The organism is Flavobacterium sp. Sr18, from assembly GCF_011064265.1.
GTDB classification, from domain to species: Bacteria; Bacteroidota; Bacteroidia; order Flavobacteriales; family Flavobacteriaceae; genus Flavobacterium; species Flavobacterium petrolei.
On the sequence record NZ_CP049329.1, the window covers coordinates 2,826,552 to 2,851,727 of the forward strand.

A 25,176-nucleotide genomic window follows, 5' to 3' on the forward strand; every position below is an offset into this window, starting at 1 on the left:
ACGAAGTTACAACCGTAAATTGCTCTTAATAGCCCCGATAGAAGTAAAAATTCTTTGCTATGGCGCAAGCCAAAAGCAAAGATTGTAGCGCATTACGGGACGAAGATGTTCTGAAAAACAATCGTTCTGCTCACAAAAAAAACCTGCAAACATTCGCTTGCAGGTTTACTCTAATAATCTAACGATCTAAAATTCTAATATTTATTTAATCATTTCAAAACTTCTTTTTACGAAAGCCGTTAATGCTTCTCCCTTTAATAGGTTTTGAGATAACTTCGCTAAGTCAAGTGCTTGTTTTACCAAACTTTCCTGAGCGTCTTTGTCTTTGTTGTTTAGGATGCTTGTTGCCAATTCAGAGTTAGTATTTACCACCAAATTGTACATTTCCGGCATATTTCCCATTCCGAACATTCCACCACCACCTGACTGACTCATCTCTTTCATTCTACGCATAAATTCAGGTTGCGTGATGATGAATGGCGAAGCATTACTGTCTAAAGCTTCCAGTTGAACCGAATAAGTTTGTTTAGGAACGATAGCTTCCAGAACTGTTTTCAAGTTGGTTTGTTCTTCTTCAGATAATTTAGAAATAGTCGTTTCCTCTTTCTTGATTAAATTATCAATATGATCAGAATCGACACGTACAAAAGTCATGTTGCTGTTATCGCCTTCAATTTTTTGGATTAAATGCGAGATAATTGGAGAATCCAGCAATAAAACTACATATCCTTTATCTTTTGCAATTTCGATATACGAGTGTTGCGCCTCTTTGTTTCCAGCGTACAAAACCACTAATTTTCCGTCTTTATCCGTTTGATTAGCAGCAAGATTTTCTTTTAATTCTTCTAAAGTAAAATATTTACCGTCAACTGTTGGGTACAAAACAAACGCACCTGCTTTTTCGTAGAATTTATCTTCAGATAGCATTCCGTACTCTAAAACGATTTTGATGTCGTTCCATTTTTGTTCAAAATCTTCACGGTTTTCAGTGAATAACGATTTTAATTTATCCGCAACTTTACGCGTGATGTAATTCGAGATTTTCTTCACAGCAGCATCAGCTTGCAATCCAGAACGAGACACGTTCAATGGAATATCCGGTGAATCAACAACACCTTTTAGCATCATTAAAAACTCAGGAACAATTCCTTCTACATTATCCGTTACGTACACTTGATTTTGGTACAATTGGATTTTGTCTTTCTGGATTTGTAAGTCAGAACCTAATTTTGGGAAGTACAAAATACCGGTTAAGTTGAACGGATAATCTACATTTAAATGAATGTGGAATAACGGTTCTTCAAATTGCATTGGGTACAACTCATGGTAGAAATTCTTGTAATCCTCCGCTGATAATTCCGTTGGTTGTTTGGTCCAAGCCGGATTTGGGTTGTTGATGATGTTGTCTACTTCAACTTCTGTGAAAGTTTTGTCTTTATCTTCTTCAGCAACTTCTTCACCCTTTTTTTGCTCTATTTTTTCTGTTTTTGTTCCAAATTTAATTGGAATAGGCATGAACTTATTGTATTTATTCAACAGTTCTTTGATTTTGTATTCTTCCAAGAATTCCAAAGAATCTTCGGCGATATGCAAAATGATTTCTGTACCACGAGAAGTTTTGTCAGCTGGTTCTAAAGTAAATTCCGGGCTTCCATCGCAAGTCCAGTGAGCAGCAGGTTCATCTTTGAACGATTTAGTGATAATTTCCACTTTTTCGGCAACCATAAAAGCCGAATAAAAACCAAGACCAAAATGTCCAATAATTCCGGAATCTTTAGCAGAATCTTTGTATTTGTCCAAAAATTCCTCAGCTCCAGAAAATGCTACTTGGTTGATGTATTTTTCTACTTCATCAGAAGTCATTCCCAGACCTTGGTCAATGATGTGTAGTTTTTTACCTTCCTTGTCGATTTTTACCTCGATAATCGGGTTTCCGTATTCTACTTTGGCTTCGCCAATACTGGTTAAATGCTTTAATTTAAGTGTTGCATCTGTTCCGTTCGAAATCAATTCACGTAAGAAAATTTCGTGATCGCTGTATAAGAATTTCTTGATTAAGGGAAAGATGTTTTCTACCGAAACATTAATTTTACCTGTTGTCATATTATGAATTTTTTAGTTTATTTTGATGGTTATAATTCTTTCAAATGTAATACCAATTATAATGAAAGTGACAAATTGTCGCAAGCGTTAATTATGATATAAAATAATTTAATTCTGAAACAACTGTATTTAAATGCTTCGTATATTTGTGTAAGTATTAATTCATTAAATTTTAAGAAAATGAAAAAAGTTATTTTATTATGCACATTAGCGGTTTTGATGTTTGCATGTAAGTCAACGTCAGCGACAAGTACAAATACGGATAGAAAATCTCAGGTTGCCATGAAAGGAAATTGGGTAATAAGTTCAGTAACGTATCCAGGTTCACAATATGTAAAAGTAAATTCTTTTCAAATTGCAGATTCAGAATGTTTTGTAGGAAGTAATTGGAAATTTGTTTCTAATAATAATAAAGGAACTATGGCTTTGACAAAAGCAAATTGTACGGCATTCAGCTCACCAATTACATGGTTTATCAATAATGATGGGCAGTTTGTTCTTAAAGTTCTTAATGCTGGAGAAAAAGCTAGAAAAGTGAAAGAAGGTTATATTTTATACGTAGCCAATCAAACAGAATCTTCTTTTCAATTGATTGATAAAATTGATGTAGCAGGAAAAATGACTGATGTTGTGTATCAGTTTCAAAAAGTTAATTAATAAGTAAAAGATACAGATATGAAAAAGATTTCGATAGTTGCAATAGCAACAATAATGGTTATAGGTTCTATGTTCACAAGTTGTGAGGCAATAAAAAACACAAACAACACACAAAAAGGTGCTGGTATTGGTGCAGTTGCCGGAGCAGTACTTGGTGGAGTTCTTGGAAACAACCTTGGAAAAGGTGGAAAAGGCGCCATGGGAGCAGTCCTAGGTGGAGTAGTTGGTGGAGTTGCCGGTGGAGTTATAGGTAACAAAATGGACAAACAAGCAAGAGAAATTGATGCTGTTCTTCCGGGAGCTGAAGTAGTTCGTGTAGGAGAAGGAATTAAATTAGTTTTGAATGAAAATGCAGTGCGTTTTGATACTAACAAATCTTCTTTGACTGCCGGTGCAAAAGCTAATTTAGATAAATTAGTTCCAGTTTTTGCAGAATATCCGGATACTGATATTACTATTTACGGGTATACAGATAGTACTGGTCCAGCGGATTATAACTTAAAACTTTCAGGAGAAAGAGCAGCCTCAGTTAGAAATTATTTAGCTAGCAAAGGCGTTTCTTCAAGTAGATTTCAAGTTACTGGTTTAGGAATTGCTGATCCAATTGCCTCTAATGAAACAGTTGATGGTAGAAGTCAAAACCGTCGTGTTGAATTTGCTATTACTGCAAATGAAAAAATGATTAAAGATGCAGAAGCTGAAGTGAAAAACTAAGCAAAAAATACTATAAAAACAAAGGCTGTTTCGTTAAGAAGCAGCCTTTTTTTGTATCTAAATTTGAATTAAACATTGTAAATTTGCAATCTTAAATACAGATGATGCTAGAGATAAAAGACATATCCTTTACTTACATTGATGAACCCGTCATTGAAAATGTTAGTTTCACAATTGCCAAAGGTCAAAACACTGCTATCATTGGCGAAAGCGGTTGCGGAAAAAGTACGTTGCTTAAATTGATATACGGATTATATAACTTGGATAGCGGAGCGATAACCTATAATGAAAATCCTATTTTGGGCCCCAAATACAATTTGGTTCCAGGAGAAGATTACATTAAATATTTAGCGCAAGATTTCGATTTGATGCCGTACATAACTGTGGAAGAAAATGTAGGCAAGTTTTTGTCTAATATGTATCCGGAACAAAAGAAAGCCCGCGTTCAAGAGTTATTGGATATGGTCGAAATGACTACTTACGCAAAAGTGAAAGCGAAATTCCTAAGTGGTGGACAGCAACAAAGAGTGGCTTTGGCAAGAGTTTTGGCTTTGGAACCCGAAATTATTTTGCTGGACGAACCGTTCAGTCAAATTGATTCTTTCCGAAAGAATTCGTTGCGTCGCAATTTATTTCGCTACTTAAAAGACAAAGGCGTTACCTGTATTATTGCTACGCATGACAGTACTGATGCGTTGTCTTTTTCTGATGAAACAATTGTAATTCAAAATGGAAAAGTAGTGGCAAAAGGAGATTCTAAATCCTTGTATGAAAACCCGGCTAATAAATACATTGCATCTCTTTTTGGGGAAGTAAACGAATTGAAATTATCGCAGTTAATACCCCTTGAGGATGATGAAGACGCATCGCTTTTATTGTATCCGCATCAACTCAAAGTGGTAGACAACGCCCTGATGAAAGCAGTTGTGAAGCAGTGCTATTTCAAAGGAAGTCATTATTTAGTAAAAGCAGCTTTTGAACGAAGAGCAATTTTCTTTGAACACGATTCGGAATTAGAGCTCAATCAGGAAGTGTTCTTGATGTTATCTTAAAAATAGAAAACCCCAAAATCATATTGATTTCGGGGTTTTACTTTTAGGTCAAGTTGGAATTAATTCTTCAAATATTTTTCTAAGAATTGATCTTGTTCCCAAAGCAAATGTAAAATATTCTCTTTGGCTACATAACCGTGTGCTTCTTTTGGAAGAATCACCATTCTTGCAGGAGCGCCTAAACCTTTCAAAGCTTGAAAATAGCGTTCAGTTTGCAAAGTAAATGTTCCCGGGTTATTATCGGCTTCACCGTGTACTAAAAGCATTGGTGTTTTCATTTTATCCGCATTCATGAATGGGGACATTGTATTATACACTTCAGGAGTTTCCCAGTAATTGCGTTGCTCACTTTGAAATCCAAAAGGAGTCAACGTTCTGTTGTACGCACCACTTCGGGCGATTCCGCAAGCAAAAAGGTTAGAATGTGTCAACAAATTAGCAGTCATAAAAGCACCATACGAGTGACCACCAACGGCTACTTTTTTTCTGTTGATGTATCCTAGAGCATCCACAGCATTAATCGCTGCTTCTGCATTGTCAACTAATTGCGTTATAAAATTATCATTTGGTTCCGTTGTTCCTTCGCCAATGATAGGAAAAGCAGCGTCATCAAGAACGACATAGCCTTTGGTTACCCAATATACGAACGAGCCATAACTAGGAAACGTGAATTCATTCGGATTTTGTGTACTTTGTCCCGCTGAATTTTTGTCTTTGTATTCAGCTGGATAGGCCCAAATCAATAATGGCATTTTCTCTTTTTTAACCTTGTCATAACCAACAGGTAAATACAAGGTTCCAGATAATTCAACACCATCTTTACGTTTGTATTTAATCACTTCCTTACTCACGTTTTTGATACTTTCAAAAGGATTTTTGAATGCGGTAATTGGTGTCAGTTTATTTTTTTGTTTGATGTTTCTAAGGTAATAATTCGGATATTCATTTTTAGACTGGATTTGTACTAAAACAGTTCCTTTCTTGAAATCTTCAATCTCCAAAATATCTTCTTTTTTATCTGTATAAGCTGAGGTGTACAAACGTTTTGCTTGTGCTGTTTTTAAATTAAATTCACTGATAAATGGGAATTGACCGTTTTTAGTAAAACCATCGCCAAGTAGATACGCATTGTCATTTTCGATAGCCAAAACATACCTGTTGTATTGGTTTTTTCTGGTTTCAAAATTTCCCGGATCAGAATATACATCTTGTGAATTTCTATCGAAAATTACTTTTGGAGCCTGACTTGGATTTGATGGATTGATAATATATGTTTTGGTATTACGTGTGTCGTACCATTCATCTGAAATTATAGCAACATTGTCATTCCCCCAAATCATGCGGTCGTAACGTTGAGGTGTTTTTACCAATGAAGTAGCTGCTGCATCAAATGGTGCGTTCCAAAGAAAAACTTCATCTCTGAATTCTACTTTGTTTGCAGGGTCTCCGCCGTCTAAAGCTTCAGCATACGCTAATGTTGCCGGTTTGTCCGCTCTCCAGCTCATGTTTCTTTTTCCTTTTCGAACGGCCATAAAACCTTTAGGGATTATTTCAGTAAGCGGCACTTCATTTACCACTTTTACTTCGTTTCCATCTTTGTCATAAACTACAGATTTTGAAGGGAAACGACTTAACGGAACTATATATGAAAATGGTTTTTGAATCGTCGTCAGCATCAAATAATTTCCATCAGGAGAGAAGCTTTCTCCAGCGTACATATCGGCTTTTTTGAATAAAGTTGCGGTTCCATTCAAGTTTACTTTGTACAATTCAGAAGTCATGATGTTCTCAAAATTGATTTCATCATTCTTGTTTTTCAACATGTCCGGATAGGTTCTGTTTTGAGATTTTACACCATCGGCATTCGAAATTATAGGACCGGTTGGCAAATCTTTTTTGGCATCCAAAAGCGCTGCTCTATTTTTTGGTAACATTTTTACCAAAATGGTTTCGTTGTCGTTCATCCAGCTGAACGGACTTCCGATATTCGCATTCACGGTGGCTTCTGTTAATCTGGTGGCTTTCGCCGAAGCAACATCGATAACCCAAAGTTCAACACCAGAAGCTGTGGTGTGGGAAAATGAGATTTTTTTATCATTTGGTGACCAAGCGATAGTACTGATGCGAGGATTTGTAGGCAAACCTGCAACCTGCACTTCATTCTTATCGTTTATTTTACGTAATTTCAAGTTGTTCACGTACGTAACTGTACTTGAAATATTTGTAATTGGATTAATTCGTAATCCGCCCAAGCGCAGTTCATCTTGGTTTAAATCGTCCAATGATTTATAGGTGTTTCTATATGTCAACAGCATGTATTCTTTTTTAGTATCCATCGATACCGAAGGCGCTCTTTCATAATCAGCCAATTCCAAAATGGATTGAGATGGTTTTTGATAGGTTAAGTTCTCTTGTGCATAAGTGGTTAAGCTTAGTCCAAGAAATAGAAAAAATGGAATTTTTAACTTCATAATTTGAATGATTTTAAATTAGCGTTAGCAGTGTCAATGATTGGTCTAAAATAATTCAATGTTGTTACATTTGGAAACAATAAACTCTTTTTAACTTTTGCATTGGTTTCAGTTTGCTTTCTTGTAGTTTTATTTTCATTTGTGTTCTGTCATAATTTTATGACTGATGATGGCTGTAAAGGTTTACAAAAGGCATAAAACTTGTAAATTGCTAAAAAAGTAGTAATTTGTGAGCTCATATTTTCAAGTATGTTTTAAATTTGCACTCGTATTTTAATAAAATAACAATAGTATATGTATCATTCAAAAATAGCAGGATTGGGTTATTACGTTCCCGAAAACATAGTGACCAATGACGATTTGTCCAAAATTATAGATACCAATGACGAGTGGATTCAAGAAAGAACAGGAATTCAAGAACGAAGACACATTATAAAAGGAGAAGATACAACGACTTCTATGGGCGTAAAAGCGGCTAAGATTGCGATTGAGCGTTCTGGTGTTGCTAAGGAAGATATCGATTTTGTGGTTTTTGCCACTTTGAGTCCTGATTTTTATTTCCCTGGACCAGGAGTTTTAGTGCAACGTGATTTGGGTTTAAGAACTGTTGGAGCATTAGATGTAAGAAATCAATGTTCTGGATTTATTTACGCTTTGTCAGTAGCAGATCAGTACATAAAAACTGGAATGTATAAAAACATATTGGTTATTGGATCTGAGGTTCATTCTACTGGATTGGACATGACGACCCGTGGACGCGGTGTTTCGGTAATTTTTGGTGATGGAGCAGGAGCAGCTGTTTTGAGCAGAGAAGAAGATTTGATTAAAGGGATTTTATCCACACATTTACATTCTGAAGGGCAACATGCCGAAGAACTAATTGTAAAAGCTCCAGGAATGGGAGGTCGTTGGGTAACTGATATTTTAGCAGATAATGATCCGGATGATGAAAGTTATTTCCCGTACATGAACGGACAATTTGTATTTAAAAATGCTGTAGTTCGTTTCAGTGAAGTAATTAATGAAGGATTACAAGCAAATAATTTGCAGGTTTCGGATATTGATATGTTGATTCCGCATCAGGCTAATTTGAGAATTTCACAGTTTATCCAAAAGAAATTCAACCTGACAGATGATCAGGTCTATAATAACATTCAGAAATACGGTAATACCACTGCAGCTTCCATTCCAATTGCTTTGACTGAAGCATGGGAACAAGGCAAAATAAAATCGGGTGACACTGTTGTTTTGGCAGCATTTGGAAGTGGTTTTACTTGGGGAAGTGCAATTATTAAATGGTAAAATAATTCTCTAGATTTAAAAAATATTTTAAAATCAAAAAACCCGGAGTTGGCATACTCCGGGTTTTTCTTTGGTAACTAACTATTAAAACTAATTTTTATTCAGGCATTTTATTTTTTGTTTAAAACAATCCTCCACCATCTTGTTTGGTATTGTTATCTCTTTGTTTGCGTTGTAAGTTTTTGTTTTTCCCTGCGCCAAAGATGTAGTTGAAACCAAGATAAACGGATTGGCTTTCCCAAGTAAATTGACCGACTTGCGGATATGGATTTTGTCCGTCAAAACCGGCTTTCATCGTATTAAAAATATCATTGAAACGAACACTTAAGGTGGCTTTGTCTTTTAAAAATGAATAACGTCCACCGGTATCAATTTTATACATTTCTTTACCGTTAAATTGTACACCATCAACTCCAGAACGATAAAATCCAAATAAAAGGAAACGAAGGCTCTTAGTGGCTTTGAAATTACTATTGAAACGGGCGTTGAAAGCTGATGCAGTTACTTCTTTGGAAACCAAATCAAATGAATTACTGGTCGAGTTAAATTCTGAGACTAATCCTTTTTGGTTAATACTCGAGAAATCTATTGCAGGTTGGATGTCCCACCAACTATTGATTTTGTAATTTAAAGAAGCTTCAAAACCATAAGCTGTATTATTGTCAAAGTTGTCAAAACTCATAATTTGTTGGTCCTGATTTTGAGGATCTGGATAGAGAATTCTGTTGATTTCATTATAAATACTTCTTACAAAAAGACCAGTACTGAATGATCCTTTAGCAATTGTTTTAGTATAATTTAATTCAATAGATGTGGTGAATTGTGGGTCTAATTCAGGATTTCCAATGGAGGTTATTCTAGGTGTGCTGAATTCTCTGATAGGTTTGGTTTGGTCTAAACTAGGTCTGTCTACACGTCGGCTTAAACTGATTTGGAACTGATTTTTATCCGTAGGAGAATAAGTCATCGAAGCTGAAGGATAGACCGTGAAATAATCATCTTTGTAAGCGATAGCACCGTTTAACATTGCGTTTACCTTGTAACTTTCAAAACGGGCGCCTAATTGATATCCTATTTTTTTAAATTTTTGTCCAAATGTAGCGTAAGCAGAATAGATATCTAAATCATAGCTGTAATCAGAATTTGATAAAGAACTGTTGTTAGTCCTGTAATTGTTTTCTGTTCGTACAATTCTGCTTTCAGCACCCAACTCTAGATTAGTCTTGTCATTCAACGGATTCACATAGTCCAAATTGACGGTTGAATTTTGTCTTTTATCACCCAAATTATCGGTATAAGAACTGCTTGGAATATTGGGATTGTTGAAAGTAGTTAGAAAACTAGCATCTTGATTTTCAGAATAGATGCTGTGATTTATTTCTAAATCCAGTGTTTCACCCTCTTTTTTTGTTAGATGTTTGAAAGCTACATTGTAAGTACCGTCCGTATTATCTGAAAAGTATTTAGAATTTAGCAGTACATTTTGTGAGGGATTAGGATTTAGAATGTTCACATCCACTATACCATCTCCAACAAATATGTTTTGATTCGTGTAGGCAGAAATAGTGTTTTTGTCATTGATGTAATAATCCATTCCAATTTTGAACAAATGAGATTTGTTGTCATTTACAATATCGAACATTTGATTGGAGTTGTCGTCAAGTCTTGAAATTCGCCCTTCATTGAATCTTTTGCCAAAATTATTCCCATAAGTGGAGAAAAAGTTCACTTTACCGGTTCTATAGTTCATGTTAAGGGAATTGCTAATCTTTGGTGTTTGTGCAAAAGTTAGACCCGTATTGATACTGGCATTAAATCCGTCATTGGCATTTTTATGTAAAACAATGTTGATGATGCCAGACATTCCTTCCGGATTGTATTTGGCACTTGGATTGGTGATTAATTCAATTTTTTTAATGGAAGTTGATGGGATTTGTTTCAACAACTGAGACGCATCAATATTACTTGGACGTCCATCTACCAGAACACGTACGTTTTCGTTACCGCGTAATGATAATTTCCCATCTTGATCTATATTTACAGAAGGAATATTATTCATGATTTCGGATGCTGTTGCGCCTGCGGTGGTCAGATCTTTCCCTACATTGATTACTTTTCTGTCAATTTTTTGTTCAATTGTGGAGCGTTCAGCAATTATATTTACGCCCTTTAATTCAATGGCATCTTCTTCGATAGCAATCGTGTTCAGATTTGCGTTTTTCTGTTCGTTTGTGAGAGAAATCGCTTTAGTAATGGTCTTATATCCCATAAACTGGATTTCAACGATGTAATCTTTTAAGGCTAAATTTTTTATTTGAAAAGTTCCTTTATCAGATGTGATTTCACCAGTAATAACTTTGTTGTTTTCTTTTACTACAATATTCACGTACGGTAAAGGTTCATTGGTTTTTTTGTCAGTGATCTTTCCAGAAATAATTCCTGTGTTTTCCAGAATCGTCGGTTTGACGGAAGTTTGTGCCTGCATCGAAAACAACGTTCCGATAAAACAGATTAAGATTAATTTAAGTTTCATGATTGATTTGATTTAATTGATTGATGAAGCAAATGTATTATTTTATATAATACTATGTTAAGCATAATACCTTTTTTAATAATATTTAACATTTTTTAACAAATACGAAATTGTAAAATTTACTTAATAGACTTCTAAACAAGGATTTTGTTACATCATTTTTTCAAAAAAATATTGATTTATACCTTACACTAGGTTAAAAGCTTCATTTTTAGGTGCAAATTATCTTGTTTTCCAATTTTCAAATTACTGCAATATGACTATCTTTGCCCCCTTAAAACCAATACACGAAATGACATTACAACAGATTCTTACGCCCTCTATTGAAAAAGCTGTAAAAGCTTTATTCGACGTTACAATTGATAAAGTTGAATTTCAAACTACACGCAAGGAATTTGAAGGCGATATTACAATGGTTATTTTCCCCTTGTTGAAAGTGGTGAAAAGTAATCCAGTAGAATTAGGAAATAAAATAGGGAACTATTTAGTTGAAAATGTAGCTGAGGTAAATCGGTTTAATGTGGTTTCTGGATTTTTGAATATTGTTATTTCAGATGAATATTATTTGGATTTCTTCGGAGATATAAAAGATGATGTTAAATTTGGTTTCGTTACTCCAAATCCAGAAGATAAAGCGGTAATGGTGGAATATTCTTCGCCAAATACTAATAAACCCTTGCATTTAGGTCACGTACGTAATAATCTTTTAGGATATTCAGTAGCCGAAATCATCAAAGCTTCGGGTAAGAAAGTGTATAAAACTCAAATCATTAATGATAGAGGAATTCATATTTGTAAATCGATGTTGGCTTGGCAACAATTCGGGAACGGACAAACGCCGGAATCCACAGGTTTAAAAGGAGATAAATTAGTTGGAAATTACTACGTTGCTTTTGATAAAGCGTACAAAGAAGAAATAGCGCAATTAATGAGCGCGGGCAAAACAGAAGAAGAAGCTAAAAAACAAGCGCCAATCATTCTGCAAGCACAGGAAATGTTGCTGAAATGGGAAGCTGGAGATGAAGCCGTTATTACGCTGTGGAAAACCATGAATCAATGGGTTTACGATGGTTTTGCTAAAACCTATAAAAATCTGGGTGTTGATTTTGATTGTTTTTATTACGAAAGTAATACCTATTTATTAGGGAAAGATGTTGTTCAGATTGGTTTGGACAGAGGTGTTTTCGAAAAAGATCCTGACGGTTCGGTTTGGATAGATTTGACGGAAGAAGGTTTAGATCGTAAAATTGTATTGCGTTCAGACGGTACTGCGGTTTACATGACGCAAGATATTGGAACGGCGATTCAGCGTGTGAAAGATTATCCAGATGTAGGCGGAATGGTTTATACTGTAGGAAATGAGCAGGATTATCACTTTAAAGTGTTGTTTCTTATCTTGAAAAAATTAGGTTTTGAATGGTCTAAAAATTTATTCCATTTGTCTTATGGAATGGTGGATTTACCTTCCGGTAAAATGAAAAGTCGAGAAGGAACTGTCGTTGATGCTGATGATTTAATGCAGGAAATGACCGATACCGCACAGAAAATAGCTGAAGATTTAGGGAAATTAGACTCCTATTCTGCTGATGAAAAAGCAAAATTATACAGCACGATTGGTTTAGGCGCTTTGAAATATTATATTTTGAAAGTAGATCCTAAAAAGCGAATTCTCTTTAATCCGGAAGAATCGGTAGATTTTGCAGGAAATACAGGGCCGTTTATTCAATATACGTACGCCAGAATTCAATCGATTATTCGTAAAGCAAATTTTGACTTTTCGAATAAATCAAAAATGACAACGCTGCACGAAAAAGAAAAAGAACTGGTAAAACAATTAGAGTTGTTTCCTGAGGTGATTCAAAATGCGGCGCAGCATCACAGTCCTGCTTTGTTGGCAAATTTCACGTATGATTTAGTTCGTGAATACAATTCGTTTTATCAGGCAGTTCCTATTCTGGGTGAAGAAGATTTAGAAAAGAAAATCTTCCGTGTTCAATTGTCTAAAAAAGTGGCGGATACAATTGCAGCGTCATTTAAATTGTTGGGAATTAGTGTTCCTGAAAGAATGTAAATAAAGTTGATTTTAATACGAAAAATATAATATTTTTAGTAATTTTAAACGAAATTACTAATGTATTATGAAAAAAATAGTGCTTTTCCCGTTTGTGCTTTGTGTTTTTTTGCTAAACATTGCAGGTGCATGTTGCGATGATGACGCAATAGTATCAAACACTGTAGCTAAAAGTCCAGAAAGTATACTAGCGACTTTAAATCAAGGAACTTGGAAAGTCACTTATTTTTTGGATACTAAAACAAATAAATCGAGTTCTTTTTTAGGCTATAATTTTACTTTTGGGCCAAATAATATTTTAATGGCAGATAATTCCAATGTAGATTACAGCGGAAAATGGACAATCACAAAATCAGATATCGCGGATGATAATCCAAATAATGATATCGATTTTGCTATTTCGTTTTCAAATCCTTTAGCTTTTGTCGCATTATCTGAGGAATGGGATGTTGTTGAAATCACTGCTACACAAATACGATTAAGAGCTTTAAAGAATGGTAATGCTGAAATGAATTATTTGACATTTGAAAAGAATTAGTTTATTTTAAGTTAAATCAGCAAATACAACTTCAAAACAGTCTAAAAAGGCTGTTTTTTTTATAATATTATGAATACAACTTCAAAATCAAATGCTTAAATTTGCATTTCAAAATAAATAAATACTATGTTCGATAATTTAAGCGATAAACTAGACAAAGCCTTTCATATATTAAAAGGACACGGAAAAATTACTGAAGTAAACGTAGCCGAAACTTTGAAAGAAGTTCGTAGAGCTTTACTTGACGCCGATGTCAATTTTAAAATTGCTAAAGATTTTACTACTAAAGTAAAAGAAAAAGCAATTGGTCAGGATGTATTGACAACGCTTCAGCCGGGACAATTATTGGTGAAGTTAGTCAAAGATGAACTGACTGAATTAATGGGTGGCGATGTTGCCGGAATCAATCTTTCGGGAAATCCAACAGTTATTTTGATGGCTGGTTTACAAGGATCTGGAAAAACAACTTTTTCTGGAAAACTAGCGAATTATCTTCTTACAAAAAAGAACAAGAAACCACTTTTGGTAGCCTGTGATATTTACCGTCCTGCTGCGATTCAACAATTATATGTAGTTGGAGATTCGATTGGAGTTGAGGTGTATTCAGAACCTGAAAATAAAAATCCGGTAGAAATTGCTCAAAACGCAATCAAACATGCGAAAGCAAATGGATTCAATGTAGTAATCGTCGATACAGCAGGTCGTTTAGCTGTTGACGAGGAAATGATGAACGAAATAGAACGCGTTCATAAAGCCATTCAGCCGCAAGAAACCTTATTTGTTGTGGATGCAATGACCGGTCAAGACGCTGTAAACACAGCAAAAACCTTCAATGAAAGATTAAATTTTGATGGGGTTATTTTAACCAAATTAGATGGTGATACACGTGGTGGAGCAGCAATTTCGATTAAATCGGTTGTTAATAAACCAATTAAATTTGTAGGTACAGGAGAAAAGATGGACGCCATTGACGTGTTCTATCCAATTCGTATGGCCGAAAGAATATTGGGGATGGGAGACGTTGTGTCTTTGGTAGAAAGAGCGCAAGAGCAATTTGACGAAGAAGAAGCACGAAAAATCCAAAAGAAAATTGCCAAAAACGAATTCGGTTTTGATGATTTCCTTTCTCAAATTCAGCAAGTAAAGAAAATGGGTAATATGAAAGATTTGGTTGGAATGATACCAGGTGCTTCAAAAGCCATGAAAGATGTGGAGATTGAAGACGATGCTTTCAAACATATTGAAGCCATTATTCATTCGATGACGCCAATTGAAAGAAGCAAGCCGGCTTTGATTGACGTAAAAAGAAAAGCAAGAATTGCAAAAGGTTCTGGAACCAAAATCGAACAGGTAAATCAATTGATGAAGCAGTTCGACCAAATGAGCAAGATGATGAAAATGATGCAGGGTCCAGGAGGGAAAAACCTAATGAAAATGATGGGCGGTATGAAAGGCGGAATGCCAGGAATGAAATAAAATGAGTAAAAAGCCGAAAGTCTTAAAGTTGTAATGATTTTAAGACTTTCGGCTTTAATATATTAAACCCAATAACAATGCAACTACTAGACGGAAAAAAAACAGCGGAGGATATTAAAAGTGAAATCGCTGTAGAAGTACAAAAAATGAAAGACAATGGGGAGAAAGTTCCTCATTTAGCAGCCCTGATTGTTGGAAATGATGGTGCAAGTTTAACTTATGTAGGGAGTAAAGTTAAGGCGTGTGAAAGAGTAGGTTTTGAATCTACTTTAGTAAAAATGCCAAGTACAACTACTGAAGTTGAATTGCTAAAGAAAATTAAGGAACTGAATGAGAATGATGCCATTGATGGATTTATCGTTCAATTGCCGCTTCCAGAACAAATTGATGAGCAAAAAGTGTTAATGGCGGTAGATCCAAGCAAAGATGTCGATGGATTTCATCCTGAGAATTTTGGAAAAATGGCTTTAGACATGACTACTTTTATTCCTGCGACACCTTTTGGAATTCTGGAATTGTTAGAAAGATATGGAGTAGAAACCAAAGGTAAACATACCGTAGTTATTGGGCGTAGTCATATTGTGGGAAGACCAATGAGTATTTTGATGGGTAGAAAAGGTTTTCCTGGAAATTCAACAGTTACTTTGACGCACAGTTACACTAAAAACATTGAGGAAATTACCATTCAAGCCGATATCATTATTACGGCTTTGGGTGTTCCAAATTACCTGAAAGCAAATATGGTAAAAGAGGGAGTTGTTGTTATTGACGTAGGTATTACTCGTGTTCCTGATGAAAATAACGAAAAAGGATATGTGATCACCGGTGATGTAGATTTTGAGAATGTAAGTAAAAAATCATCATTTATTACTCCGGTTCCCGGTGGAGTAGGACCTATGACCATCGCAATGTTGTTGAAAAACACGCTTTTGGCAAGGGAAATGAAAAGAAATAAATAAAGACAAAATAGTTTTGATTGAAAGCCTTAAACATATGTTTGAGGCTTTTTTTATCTTAGTAAATGCATAAAATTCTGGTAATTGATGCTAAAATGGAATTTAAAAGAATACTTTTGCACCACTTAAAAAAGACCTTTAAAATGGACGATTATTATTCGGAAATGTTGAACTAATATAGCACTTGACTTTTTCAAGAGGCTATACATAAACCTATAGAATTTTGAAATGAGAGCTTTTTACAAAAACAATAACGGATTAATTGCCACTGCTGATTGGACTCCAAACTGCTGGATCAATATTGAATGTCCTACTGAAGCAGAAAAAAAATATTTACTCGAAGAATTACAAATTCCCGAAGCATTTTATAACGACATTGAAGATATTGACGAAAGACCAAGGATAGAAATTGAAAATGGTTGGACTTTGATCATCATGCGAATTCCTGTTAAGAGTAACGATGTGAAGTTGCCTTTTCATACGATTCCTGTCGGAGTTGTTTTTAAAGGAGAAGTTTGCATCACCATCAGTTTTCATAAAACGGAAATGCTTACGGATTTCGTTACTTATACGAAACGCAAGAATATCAACATTAAAGACAACTTCGATTTAGTGTTGAAGTTATTATTGTCATCCAGTGTTTGGTTTTTGAAATACTTAAAGCAAGTCAATCAAAAAATAAAATTAGCCGAAGACAATTTAGAAAAGTCAATTAAAAATGAAGAGTTGCAGGCGTTACTTCAAATAGAAAAATGTTTAGTATTCTTTATGACTTCCTTGAAAGGAAACGATATTTTGTTGCACCGAATCAAGAACATTAAATCCCAAAAAGAGCATTTTGACTTGGATTTGCTGGAAGATGTTGAGATTGAACTGCGTCAGGCGCAGGAAACCACTAATATTTACAGTGACATCTTAACAGGAACTATGGATGCGTATGCTTCTGTGATTTCAAATAATATGAATACGATTATGAAGCAGATGACTTCGATTTCGATTATTCTGATGATTCCAACATTGATTGCCAGTTTATATGGAATGAACGTTCCTAATGATTTAGAAGATAATCGTTATGGAATATGGATTGTCATTTCCGTATCAGTTTTGTTATCTGCTTTTGGTGTGTTTTTGTTTAAAAGAAAGAGATGGTTTTGATACTTTAAACTTTTGATAAATAATATTTATTAAAATAATTCCCTTTCTGTTTTGAAATGTAAAAATAATAAATAACTTTGTATTTCAAAGTACTTTATTTATGAGTCAAAAAATTCAAGAAGATTTATCGCATATTCGTTCCATGATGGAGCGCTCTTCCAGATTCATTTCGTTAAGTGGCCTTTCAGGAATATTTGCGGGCTTTTTCGCATTAGCCGGGTCAGTTTATGCGTATCAATTATTTAAAAATAGTGGTATTGAATATTTTGATGGAAAGCAAAAGATGTATAGCTATGATTTAATAATCGAATTAGTTTTCGTTGCTTGCGGAATTTTAGTCTTAGCTTTGGGGTCGGGTATATTCTTTACTTTGAGAAAAAGTAAAAAGTTTGATTTACCGGTTTGGACGAATACTACTAAAAAAATGGTATTGAATCTAGCAATTCCTTTACTGGTTGGAGGCGTATTTTGTGTAGCACTTTTATACCATCAATTATTTGCTCTTATTGCTCCTGTTACTCTATTGTTTTATGGGTTAGCACTTATTAATGCGGGGAAATATACTTTTTCTGACATTAGATATTTAGGCGCTTGTGAGATTGTTCTAGGATGTATTTCGCTCTTTTATCTTGGTTTTGGTCTTGTTTTTTGGGCAATTGGATTTGGAATTTTGCATATTCTTTACGGAATAATTGTGTTCAAAAAATACAAATAGAAATGGGAATCATTGACAAATTAAATAAAGATTTCGAAAGTCGGGTTAGATTAGGCATTATGTCTGTTCTGATGGTAAACGACTGGATTGATTTTACTGAAATGAAATCTTTATTGAATATCACTGATGGAAATTTAGCAAGTCATTCTTCGGCGTTAGAAAAATCTGGATACATAGAAGTAAAAAAAGAATTTGTTGGTAAAAAACCAAAAACGTCGTATCGAGTTACCAATATTGGCAGAACTGCTTTTATTTCACACTTGAATAGTCTTGAAAAATTAATCAAATCTAAATAACCCTTTTTTTTAACTCTATACTTTGAAATGCAAAGTACTTTTAAATCATTAATAATGAAAAAACCATATTTTATTTTAGTCAGCAGTTTGGTTTTTACTCTGCTTTTTTACAAGGAAGATTTGGGTCTCAATTGGGCCATTTTCGGGATGATGCAAACCGCTTTAATATGTTATTTCTTTCAAGAGAAAATTACCAGTAGGGCACATCTGATTTTAGTGGTTACATCGGTTCTGTCATGCTTTGCATTTGCTTGGTACGGAGATTTTCCATCTTTTTTTGCCATGGTTTTGTCGTTTATCTTTTTACAATTCAAAACCCAGGAACCAAAACTTAAATTGTTACAGGCTCTTCCTTTGGTTTTGATCAACGGAATCGCTTCGTTAGGTCGCATATTGATATTCAGTCAATACCTTCCTAAGCGAAAAGTCAATAGCGGTTTTGCTAAAAAAGTGATTGCTTATTTTGTTATTCCAGTTGTTTTTCTTGGATTGTTTTTAATTGTATATTCTTTTGGGAGCGATCATTTTTCCTCTTTGTTTACGGATTATTATTTAGATATCGATGCGTGGCAAGTATTTGTACTGACCGCTTTAGGATTTTTTATTTCGTTCACTTTCTGGAATTATTGGATTCCTGAGGTTTTTTATGAAAAGAATGATTTACTGGACAATGATTTTAAGGAAGACGCCAAAACACAAAATCAAAATTCATTTTCATTTCTGGATATTGATTTTGAAAGAAGAAGTGGAGAGATTACGTTGTTTCTTTTGAATGTGCTTCTTTTGGTTTTCATTGCGACTTATAATTACGAACAGTTTTTTGAGGTTGTAAAAAAATCTAACTTAAGTTCTGATACACACGAAAGAGTGAATGCCGTTATTTTTTCAATCATAATGGCAGTTGGCGTTATTTTATTTTATTTTAAAGGAGGATTTAATTTTGATAAAAAAGCTAAAAACCTCAAAAAGTTAGCCAAGATTTGGATTTTCTTAAACGGAGTTTTAATCATTAGTACAATTATTAAAAACTCAGAATATGTTTCTTTTTTTGGATTGACTTATAAAAGGTTAGGTGTTTATGCTTTCTTGATTTTATCAATTATTGGATTGGTTATTTCTTTTGTAAAAATTACCAAGCAAAAAACGAATGCTTTTCTTTTCAATCAAATGATTTGGTATTTCTACGGAACAATTTTACTATGTAGTTTTGTCAACTGGGGAAATCTGATTACCAATTATAATATTGCTGTAAATAAAGGAGTAGAACCTACCTTTTTATCCCGATTAAACTTTAATGACGAAGTGCGTAGAGATTATTTTTTACAAAATAAATTAGATGGACAGTACATTGAAATTTCAAGAGAGAAGGACATCAGTCGAATGCAATCAAGGACCTTTTTGTCAAAAGCTTTGTATTATGAATTTTTACCGAGTAAATAAAAGCAAAATCCCATTCAGAAATGAATGGGATTTTAATATTTTTAATAATCGCCTCGTCCTTTAAATCTGGGATCATCTCTTTTGATGAATTCGGTTCTTCTTTTTGGAGCTTCTGTTTTGGGTAAACTGGCTTCTTCTGTTTTGCTGGAAGGTTCAATCAATTCGTTTAATTCTTTAATTTCTGCATCAGTCAAATCACGGTAACGACCTACAGGGACATCAAGTGAAATATTGATAATTCGGATGCGTTTAAGCGCTGTAACATCATAGCCTAAATATTCGGTCATTCTACGAATTTGACGGTTTAAACCTTGTGTCAAGATAATTTTGAAAGTGAATTTGCTAATTTGTTCTACCTTACATTTTCGAGTCACAGTGTCTAAAATTGGTACTCCATTGCCCATTCTTTCGATAAAACGATCAGTTATAGGTTTGTTTACGGTTACCGTATATTCTTTTTCGTGATTGTTTCGGGCTCTTAATATTTTATTGACGATATCGCCGTCATTGGTCATAAAAATCAATCCTTCACTGGCTTTGTCCAATCGTCCGATAGGAAAAATTCGTTTCGGATAATTGATGTAATCAACAATATTATTGCGAACATCAAGGTTAGTCGTACATTCGATTCCTACGGGTTTATAGAAAGCAAGATAAACAGGTTTCTCATTTTGCTCACGGATTAGTTTACCGTCAATACGCACTTCGTCATTCGGTGAAACTTTTGTGCCCAATTCCGGAACGACTCCATTGATGGTCACACGACCTTCTTCAATGATTTTATCTGCTTCGCGGCGGGAACAATAACCAGTTTCTCCTATGAATTTATTGAGGCGTTTTAAATTTTCTTCCATACTGCAAAAGTAATGAATTTGTTTGTTAGATTTTAGACTTCTTAAATTTTTGGATTGTTAGAAAGGTAAGTTTGATGGATTGTATTTAGTCTTCTTAGATTTAATAAAGAAGTTCATATCATCTAAGAAGTCTATTTTTCTTCAAATAAAAAACGAGAAACTTTATTATACAACTCATCGTCGTGCATGCTATGACCTAAGCCTTTAGTCTCAATGAAAACCACATTTTTCCAAGCTCCTGCAATTTTTTTTCCTTCTTCGAATAAAACTACGGTGTCGTCAATGTCATGGGCGATTAATCCTTTTATATTTAATTTTGAAGCAAATATTTTACCGGAAAACTGTTCCAAACTCAATTTGAAATTATTAAGATAATGCGCCTCCAATGACTTTGAAATTTTACTGTTCAAGCTTAATAATGTAATATAATTATTTAAGATAATTTTGAAATCACTTGGTGCTCCCAATATCACCATTTTTTTTAAAACATCATTTTGATAAACGGATTGATAATACAAACACGTTTTTCCACCTATAGAATGACCGATAAGATATTGTGGTTTAAATTTTTCAACGGTAATATGAATGAATTCAGCGTATTGGGGGATATTGAATTCTTTTCCACTGGATAACCCGTGAGCCGGACCGTCAATGGCAATGATGGTACTTCCTGATTTTTTTAGATATGGCAGTAAATTTTCCCAGCGTGAGGCATTGCTTTCCCAACCGTGAACCAAAAGTATTACAGTATCATTTCCTTTCCAAGTATACGTATGAAAGGAATCTTTTTGAAGTTGGAACATTTCGGACTGTGCTTCTTGCAGAATTTCCGGAAGTTTGTCTTTAAATAATTTCCCTTCTCGGGGTTCACTAAAAAAAGCATACGCCAGTTGCGATGCTTTTTTTGGAAATACAAAACTCAAAAGGTTAATGTATAAACCAATAGATTTAGTGAATATAAAAAATGCTGTTTTTTTCATAAAAAAAAGTCCCGATGTGTATCGGGACTTAAATGTAATTAGAATTTAGAAAACAATTGTTCCATTTTCTCTTTTTCTTCGTCAGCCAATGAACTGTCGACTAATATTCTTCCGGAGTGTTCATCAGTTATGATTTTCTTTCTAGAAGCAATTTCTACTTGTGTCTGTGGTGGAATAGTGAAGAATGATCCTGCAGAAGCTCCTCTTTCGATAGAAACTACAGCTAAACCATTACGAACGCTACTTCTGATTCTTGTATAAGCTTTCAATAATCTTTCTTCAATTAAAGCTTGGAATTCTGCTGATTTCTCAGATAAGAATGCTTCTTCTTTAGCAGTTTCAGCCATGATAGCGTCTAACTCTGATTTTTTGTGCTTTAAGTGATTTGATTTTGCTTCTAATCTTTCTTTAGAACTTGAAATTACTTCTTTCTTGTGTTCGATAGAAGCTTTCATTTCTTTAATTTGTTTTTCTGACAATTGAATTTCTAATTCTTGAAATTCAATCTCTTTAGTCAACGAATTAAATTCTCTGTTATTACGAACAGTTTCTTGTTGCTTAGTATATTTTTTGATAGCTTCTTTGTGCTCATCAATTGCATTCTTTTTTGATTTGATTAGATCCTCGATAACTTCAAGTTCCCCTTTCAATTTTTCTGAACGTGTGCTTAAACCAGCCACTTCATCTTCTAAATCTTCTACTTCTAGAGGAAGTTCTCCTCTTACGTTTCTGATTTCGTCAATTCTAGAGTCAATAAGTTGTAAATCGTAAATTGCTCTTAACTTGTCCTCAACACTTAATTCTTTCGTATTCGCCATATTCTATAAGTACTTAACTGGATTTGAATTTTCTTCTGATAAAATAACTGCAAAATTAAGGATTTTTTTCCGAAGATACTCTACAATATAATTTTTTGTATAGCGTTCGCTTTCAAAATGTCCAATATCGGCCAAAAGCAACTTGTTTTCGGCTTCATAAAACTGATGGTATTTCAAATCGGCCGTCAAATAAGCATCAGCTCCCGCCTGGATCGCATTTTTTATTGCAAAACTTCCAGCTCCGCCAAGAACAGCTACTTTTTTAATTTCCTTTCCTATAAAGTTCGAATGTCGAATTCCGCCACATTGCATTTTTTCTTTTGCAAAAAGCAAAAACTCTTTTTCATTCATGGGAATTTTCAATTCGCCAATCATTCCTAAACCAATATTTTGATGTTGGTTTTGCAACTCATAAATTTCATAAGCCACTTCTTCGTATGCGTGGCTTTTGAATAAGGCTTTCAGGATTTTGTTTTCCAAATGTTTTTCGAAAGTTACTTCGATTTTGATTTCATCGCCTTGCACAAACTCAAATCGCTCTCCAATTTGCGGATTGCTGTGTTCATTTCCCATGTACGTTCCAATTCCTTTCGAATTAAAACTGCAGTTTTCATAATTGCCAATGGTTCCCGCGCCAGCATCAAACAGTGCATTTCGCACTTCTTCTGCATTTTCAGGAATGGTAAAAGTCACTAATTTCCGAATGAATTTTTGCTTCGGAATAAGGATTTTTGTATTTATCAATCCCAATGCATCACTGAATATTTTATTCACGCCTTCCTGATGGTTGTCCAAAGCGGTGTGAACGGCGTAAATGGCGATATCATTTTTTATGGCTTTAATGACGGCTCGTTCCACGTAGTTTTTTCCCGTAATTTTTTTCAAACCAGAAAATAAAATGGGATGAAAACAAACCACTAGATTGCAATTTTTCGCAATCGCTTCGTCAATTATATTTTCTAAAGCATCATGACAAACCAATATTCCGGTTGCTTCTTCGTCTTGGTTTCCAACCAACAATCCGACATTGTCAAAATCTTCAGCATAGGCGAGTGGAGCCATTTCTTCGAGTACGGAAATTATTTCTTTGATTTTCATGTTTTTTTTAGTTTAAAGTCTTAGGTTTAAAGTTTAATGTTGATCAACTTTAAACATGAAACAAAAGAAACAAAATTTTAAATCAAAGATAATTTATTCTACTTTCGTAAAATGAATTTACTTCGAAAATTACTGTTTCCGTTTGCCATATTATATGGTTTGATAACAAGTATTCGTAATTTTCTTTTCGATAAAGGTATTTTAAAATCGTACTCTTTTGCTTTGCCTATTATTGCTGTCGGGAATCTTAGCGTTGGTGGAACCGGAAAAACACCACAAATCGAATATTTGATTCGGTTGCTTTCGGATAAATATAAAATTGCCACATTAAGTAGAGGGTATAAAAGACAGTCTAAAGGTTTTATTTTGGCGGAAGCCAATTCAAATGCCGCAACTATTGGTGATGAACCATTTCAATTTTTTCAAAAATTTCCATCGATACAAGTGGCAGTTGATGCCGATAGAAAGAACGGGATAGAACAATTGCTTTCGCAAACAGAAAAACCAGAAATTATCTTGCTTGATGATGCTTTTCAACATCGAAAAGTAAAAGTGGGTTTTTATATTTTATTGACATCCTACGGCGATTTGTATTCGGATGATTGGATGTTGCCAACCGGAAATTTACGCGAAAGCAGGAGCGGAGCAGATAGAGCGAACGTGATTATTGTTACCAAATGTCCTTTTAATCTTTCATTTGAGGAACAGGATGACATTAAAAAGAGACTAAAACTTTTGAAAAGCCAAGAATTATACTTTACTTTTATAGCATACGATGATTGTATTTATGGAGAAAACCGAAAGATAAAGGTTGATGAAATTCAACATGCTGCTAAAGTATTGGTAGCAGGAATTGCAAAACCGGAACCGTTTTTTTCCTATTTGCAAAACTCAAATGAAGTCTGTTTGTCTTTTCCAGACCATCATAATTTTACCGATAAAGACATTTTAGAAATTAAAAATTTAGCTCAAAACAACATTATTATCACTACCGAAAAAGATTATGTACGGTTAAAAGGAAGTTTGCCAAGCGAACAACTTTTTTATTTACCAATACAAAGTTCTTTCGTTTCGGGTTCCGATTCCGATGCGTCGGAACGGAGTGAAAATTTTAATAAAACAATTTTAGATTATGTGGGAACAAGTTCAAGAAACAGTTAGTTATATTAAGGAAAGAATTGATTTTACTCCAGAATACGGTGTAATCTTAGGTTCAGGATTAGGGAGTTTTACGGACGAAATGAAAGTAGAATATACGTTGCCTTATCGTGAAATCCCAAATTTCCCGGTATCAACAGTGCAAGGACACAAAGGCGCATTGGTTTTTGGAACAATAGGAGACAAGAAAGTTGTTGCTATGCAAGGACGTTTTCATTTTTATGAAGGCTATTCAATGACCGAAGTTACTTTCGCGGTACGAGTGATGAAGTTTTTAGGTGTTGAAAAACTGGTAGTTTCAAATGCATCAGGTGGTGTAAATCCAAGTTATAAAGTAGGTTCTATTGTTATGATTACGGATCATATAAATATGACGCCTGAACATCCTTTACGTGGAAAAAATGACGAACGCTTTGGACCTCGTTTTGTAAATATGAGCGAACCGTATTCGAGAAAAATGATTGCGAAAGCAACTGAATTAGCTAAAGAATTGAATATCGAGGTTCATGAAGGAATTTATTTGGGCTTGCAAGGTCCAACTTTTGAAACTTTAGCTGAATACAAAATGGTAAAAATCCTGGGCGCTGATTGTGTGGGAATGTCAACAGTTCCCGAAGTAATTGTAGCGCGTCACATGGATATGGAAACTTTTGGAATTTCGGTAATTACCGATATGGGTAACGAAGAAAGTATTGGAACAATCTCTCATGACGAAGTTTTGGAAGCAGCTAAAGAGGCGGAACCAAAAGTGAGAAGCCTAATAAAGGAATTGATTCTGAATTATTAAAT

The 25,176-nt window shown here is 34.4% G+C and carries 21 protein-coding genes; 14 read left to right on the top strand and 7 right to left on the bottom strand.

The window, feature by feature from the left end:
* Nucleotides 1-201 precede the first annotated feature (201 nt).
* Nucleotides 202-2,103 (bottom strand): molecular chaperone HtpG, encoded by a 1,902-nt coding sequence (gene htpG / locus G7A72_RS12540; RefSeq protein ID WP_165152711.1) that lies wholly within the window; start codon nucleotides 2,101-2,103, stop codon nucleotides 202-204.
* Nucleotides 2,104-2,283: 180 nt separating this feature from the next.
* Here htpG and G7A72_RS12545 point away from each other — a divergent pair, with 180 nt between their 5' ends.
* From G7A72_RS12545 to G7A72_RS12555, 3 genes are all read left to right on the top strand, one after another.
* Nucleotides 2,284-2,760: a lipocalin family protein gene (locus tag G7A72_RS12545; RefSeq protein WP_113666438.1), complete on the top strand. Its 477-nt coding sequence runs from the start codon at nucleotides 2,284-2,286 to the stop codon at nucleotides 2,758-2,760.
* An 18-nt stretch (nucleotides 2,761-2,778) separates the two neighbouring features.
* Entirely contained in the window at nucleotides 2,779-3,474 is a 696-nt protein-coding gene (locus G7A72_RS12550) for an OmpA family protein (RefSeq protein WP_113666437.1), read from the top strand.
* A gap of 104 nt (nucleotides 3,475-3,578) precedes the next feature.
* Complete coding sequence (locus tag G7A72_RS12555; protein ID WP_165153760.1) at nucleotides 3,579-4,526, top strand: ABC transporter ATP-binding protein; 948 nt, start codon at nucleotides 3,579-3,581, stop codon at nucleotides 4,524-4,526.
* Between the two features lie 59 nt (nucleotides 4,527-4,585).
* On the opposite strand, the gene G7A72_RS12560 is transcribed toward G7A72_RS12555, so the two are convergent.
* The gene (locus G7A72_RS12560; RefSeq protein WP_165152712.1) at nucleotides 4,586-6,997 is read right to left on the bottom strand and encodes a prolyl oligopeptidase family serine peptidase; all 2,412 of its coding nucleotides are present in this window, start codon (nucleotides 6,995-6,997) and stop codon (nucleotides 4,586-4,588) included.
* Nucleotides 6,998-7,291: 294 nt separating this feature from the next.
* On the opposite strand from G7A72_RS12560, the gene G7A72_RS12565 reads away from it, so the two are divergent.
* A complete protein-coding gene (locus G7A72_RS12565; protein ID WP_165152713.1) occupies nucleotides 7,292-8,299 on the top strand; it encodes a 3-oxoacyl-ACP synthase III family protein in 1,008 nt (335 codons plus the stop codon).
* Between the two features lie 121 nt (nucleotides 8,300-8,420).
* On the opposite strand, the gene G7A72_RS12570 is transcribed toward G7A72_RS12565, so the two are convergent.
* Nucleotides 8,421-10,832 carry a TonB-dependent receptor domain-containing protein gene (locus G7A72_RS12570; RefSeq protein ID WP_165152714.1) on the bottom strand — a complete coding sequence of 804 codons (2,412 nt, stop codon included), beginning with the start codon at nucleotides 10,830-10,832 and terminating at the stop codon, nucleotides 8,421-8,423.
* A gap of 292 nt (nucleotides 10,833-11,124) precedes the next feature.
* On the opposite strand from G7A72_RS12570, the gene argS reads away from it, so the two are divergent.
* From argS to G7A72_RS12610, 8 genes are all read left to right on the top strand, one after another.
* Nucleotides 11,125-12,903: an arginine--tRNA ligase gene (gene argS / locus G7A72_RS12575; RefSeq protein ID WP_165153761.1), complete on the top strand. Its 1,779-nt coding sequence runs from the start codon at nucleotides 11,125-11,127 to the stop codon at nucleotides 12,901-12,903.
* A gap of 67 nt (nucleotides 12,904-12,970) precedes the next feature.
* A complete protein-coding gene (locus G7A72_RS12580; protein WP_165152715.1) occupies nucleotides 12,971-13,441 on the top strand; it encodes a hypothetical protein in 471 nt (156 codons plus the stop codon).
* A 126-nt stretch (nucleotides 13,442-13,567) separates the two neighbouring features.
* On the top strand, nucleotides 13,568-14,917 hold the full coding sequence (ffh, locus tag G7A72_RS12585; RefSeq protein WP_113666430.1) for a signal recognition particle protein: 1,350 nt from the start codon (nucleotides 13,568-13,570) through the stop codon (nucleotides 14,915-14,917).
* 77 nt (nucleotides 14,918-14,994) lie between these two features.
* Nucleotides 14,995-15,876: a bifunctional 5,10-methylenetetrahydrofolate dehydrogenase/5,10-methenyltetrahydrofolate cyclohydrolase gene (locus G7A72_RS12590; protein ID WP_165152716.1), complete on the top strand. Its 882-nt coding sequence runs from the start codon at nucleotides 14,995-14,997 to the stop codon at nucleotides 15,874-15,876.
* 225 nt (nucleotides 15,877-16,101) lie between these two features.
* Entirely contained in the window at nucleotides 16,102-17,028 is a 927-nt protein-coding gene (locus tag G7A72_RS12595) for a magnesium transporter CorA family protein (protein WP_113666428.1), read from the top strand.
* Nucleotides 17,029-17,128: 100 nt separating this feature from the next.
* Nucleotides 17,129-17,743 carry a hypothetical protein gene (locus tag G7A72_RS12600; protein WP_121366135.1) on the top strand — a complete coding sequence of 205 codons (615 nt, stop codon included), beginning with the start codon at nucleotides 17,129-17,131 and terminating at the stop codon, nucleotides 17,741-17,743.
* 2 nt (nucleotides 17,744-17,745) lie between these two features.
* Nucleotides 17,746-18,039: a transcriptional regulator gene (locus tag G7A72_RS12605; RefSeq protein WP_113666426.1), complete on the top strand. Its 294-nt coding sequence runs from the start codon at nucleotides 17,746-17,748 to the stop codon at nucleotides 18,037-18,039.
* 54 nt (nucleotides 18,040-18,093) lie between these two features.
* A complete protein-coding gene (locus tag G7A72_RS12610; protein ID WP_165152717.1) occupies nucleotides 18,094-19,479 on the top strand; it encodes a DUF4153 domain-containing protein in 1,386 nt (461 codons plus the stop codon).
* A 41-nt stretch (nucleotides 19,480-19,520) separates the two neighbouring features.
* Here the strand turns inward: G7A72_RS12610 and rluF are convergent, their stop codons facing one another.
* From rluF to G7A72_RS12630, 4 genes are all read right to left on the bottom strand, one after another.
* The gene (gene rluF / locus G7A72_RS12615) at nucleotides 19,521-20,333 is read right to left on the bottom strand and encodes a 23S rRNA pseudouridine(2604) synthase RluF (RefSeq protein ID WP_091171715.1); all 813 of its coding nucleotides are present in this window, start codon (nucleotides 20,331-20,333) and stop codon (nucleotides 19,521-19,523) included.
* A gap of 131 nt (nucleotides 20,334-20,464) precedes the next feature.
* Entirely contained in the window at nucleotides 20,465-21,313 is an 849-nt protein-coding gene (locus G7A72_RS12620; RefSeq protein WP_165152718.1) for an alpha/beta fold hydrolase, read from the bottom strand.
* Between the two features lie 38 nt (nucleotides 21,314-21,351).
* Nucleotides 21,352-22,131, bottom strand: a complete 780-nt coding sequence (locus tag G7A72_RS12625; RefSeq protein ID WP_091171710.1) for a zinc ribbon domain-containing protein — start codon at nucleotides 22,129-22,131, stop codon at nucleotides 21,352-21,354.
* Between the two features lie 3 nt (nucleotides 22,132-22,134).
* Complete coding sequence (locus G7A72_RS12630) at nucleotides 22,135-23,229, bottom strand: Nif3-like dinuclear metal center hexameric protein (RefSeq protein WP_165152719.1); 1,095 nt, start codon at nucleotides 23,227-23,229, stop codon at nucleotides 22,135-22,137.
* Between the two features lie 111 nt (nucleotides 23,230-23,340).
* On the opposite strand from G7A72_RS12630, the gene lpxK reads away from it, so the two are divergent.
* Entirely contained in the window at nucleotides 23,341-24,390 is a 1,050-nt protein-coding gene (gene lpxK, locus G7A72_RS12635; RefSeq protein WP_165152720.1) for a tetraacyldisaccharide 4'-kinase, read from the top strand.
* Complete coding sequence (locus tag G7A72_RS12640) at nucleotides 24,362-25,174, top strand: purine-nucleoside phosphorylase (RefSeq protein ID WP_165152721.1); 813 nt, start codon at nucleotides 24,362-24,364, stop codon at nucleotides 25,172-25,174. Before lpxK ends, G7A72_RS12640 begins: the two co-directional genes overlap by 29 nt.
* Nucleotides 25,175-25,176 lie beyond the last annotated feature (2 nt).

Excerpts from the sequence above, each read along its gene's own strand:
- htpG (WP_165152711.1), bottom strand. The coding sequence starts at position 2,103 with ATGACAACAGGTAAAATTAATGTTTCGGTAGAAAACATCTTTCCCTTA.
- G7A72_RS12545 (WP_113666438.1), top strand. The coding sequence starts at position 2,284 with ATGAAAAAAGTTATTTTATTATGCACATTAGCGGTTTTGATGTTTGCA.
- G7A72_RS12550 (WP_113666437.1), top strand. The coding sequence starts at position 2,779 with ATGAAAAAGATTTCGATAGTTGCAATAGCAACAATAATGGTTATAGGT.
- G7A72_RS12555 (WP_165153760.1), top strand. The coding sequence starts at position 3,579 with ATGCTAGAGATAAAAGACATATCCTTTACTTACATTGATGAACCCGTC.
- G7A72_RS12560 (WP_165152712.1), bottom strand. The coding sequence starts at position 6,997 with ATGAAGTTAAAAATTCCATTTTTTCTATTTCTTGGACTAAGCTTAACC.
- G7A72_RS12565 (WP_165152713.1), top strand. The coding sequence starts at position 7,292 with ATGTATCATTCAAAAATAGCAGGATTGGGTTATTACGTTCCCGAAAAC.
- G7A72_RS12570 (WP_165152714.1), bottom strand. The coding sequence starts at position 10,832 with ATGAAACTTAAATTAATCTTAATCTGTTTTATCGGAACGTTGTTTTCG.
- argS (WP_165153761.1), top strand. The coding sequence starts at position 11,125 with ATGACATTACAACAGATTCTTACGCCCTCTATTGAAAAAGCTGTAAAA.
- G7A72_RS12580 (WP_165152715.1), top strand. The coding sequence starts at position 12,971 with ATGAAAAAAATAGTGCTTTTCCCGTTTGTGCTTTGTGTTTTTTTGCTA.
- ffh (WP_113666430.1), top strand. The coding sequence starts at position 13,568 with ATGTTCGATAATTTAAGCGATAAACTAGACAAAGCCTTTCATATATTA.
- G7A72_RS12590 (WP_165152716.1), top strand. The coding sequence starts at position 14,995 with ATGCAACTACTAGACGGAAAAAAAACAGCGGAGGATATTAAAAGTGAA.
- G7A72_RS12595 (WP_113666428.1), top strand. The coding sequence starts at position 16,102 with ATGAGAGCTTTTTACAAAAACAATAACGGATTAATTGCCACTGCTGAT.
- G7A72_RS12600 (WP_121366135.1), top strand. The coding sequence starts at position 17,129 with ATGAGTCAAAAAATTCAAGAAGATTTATCGCATATTCGTTCCATGATG.
- G7A72_RS12605 (WP_113666426.1), top strand. The coding sequence starts at position 17,746 with ATGGGAATCATTGACAAATTAAATAAAGATTTCGAAAGTCGGGTTAGA.
- G7A72_RS12610 (WP_165152717.1), top strand. The coding sequence starts at position 18,094 with ATGAAAAAACCATATTTTATTTTAGTCAGCAGTTTGGTTTTTACTCTG.
- rluF (WP_091171715.1), bottom strand. The coding sequence starts at position 20,333 with ATGGAAGAAAATTTAAAACGCCTCAATAAATTCATAGGAGAAACTGGT.
- G7A72_RS12620 (WP_165152718.1), bottom strand. The coding sequence starts at position 21,313 with ATGAAAAAAACAGCATTTTTTATATTCACTAAATCTATTGGTTTATAC.
- G7A72_RS12625 (WP_091171710.1), bottom strand. The coding sequence starts at position 22,131 with ATGGCGAATACGAAAGAATTAAGTGTTGAGGACAAGTTAAGAGCAATT.
- G7A72_RS12630 (WP_165152719.1), bottom strand. The coding sequence starts at position 23,229 with ATGAAAATCAAAGAAATAATTTCCGTACTCGAAGAAATGGCTCCACTC.
- lpxK (WP_165152720.1), top strand. The coding sequence starts at position 23,341 with ATGAATTTACTTCGAAAATTACTGTTTCCGTTTGCCATATTATATGGT.
- G7A72_RS12640 (WP_165152721.1), top strand. The coding sequence starts at position 24,362 with ATGTGGGAACAAGTTCAAGAAACAGTTAGTTATATTAAGGAAAGAATT.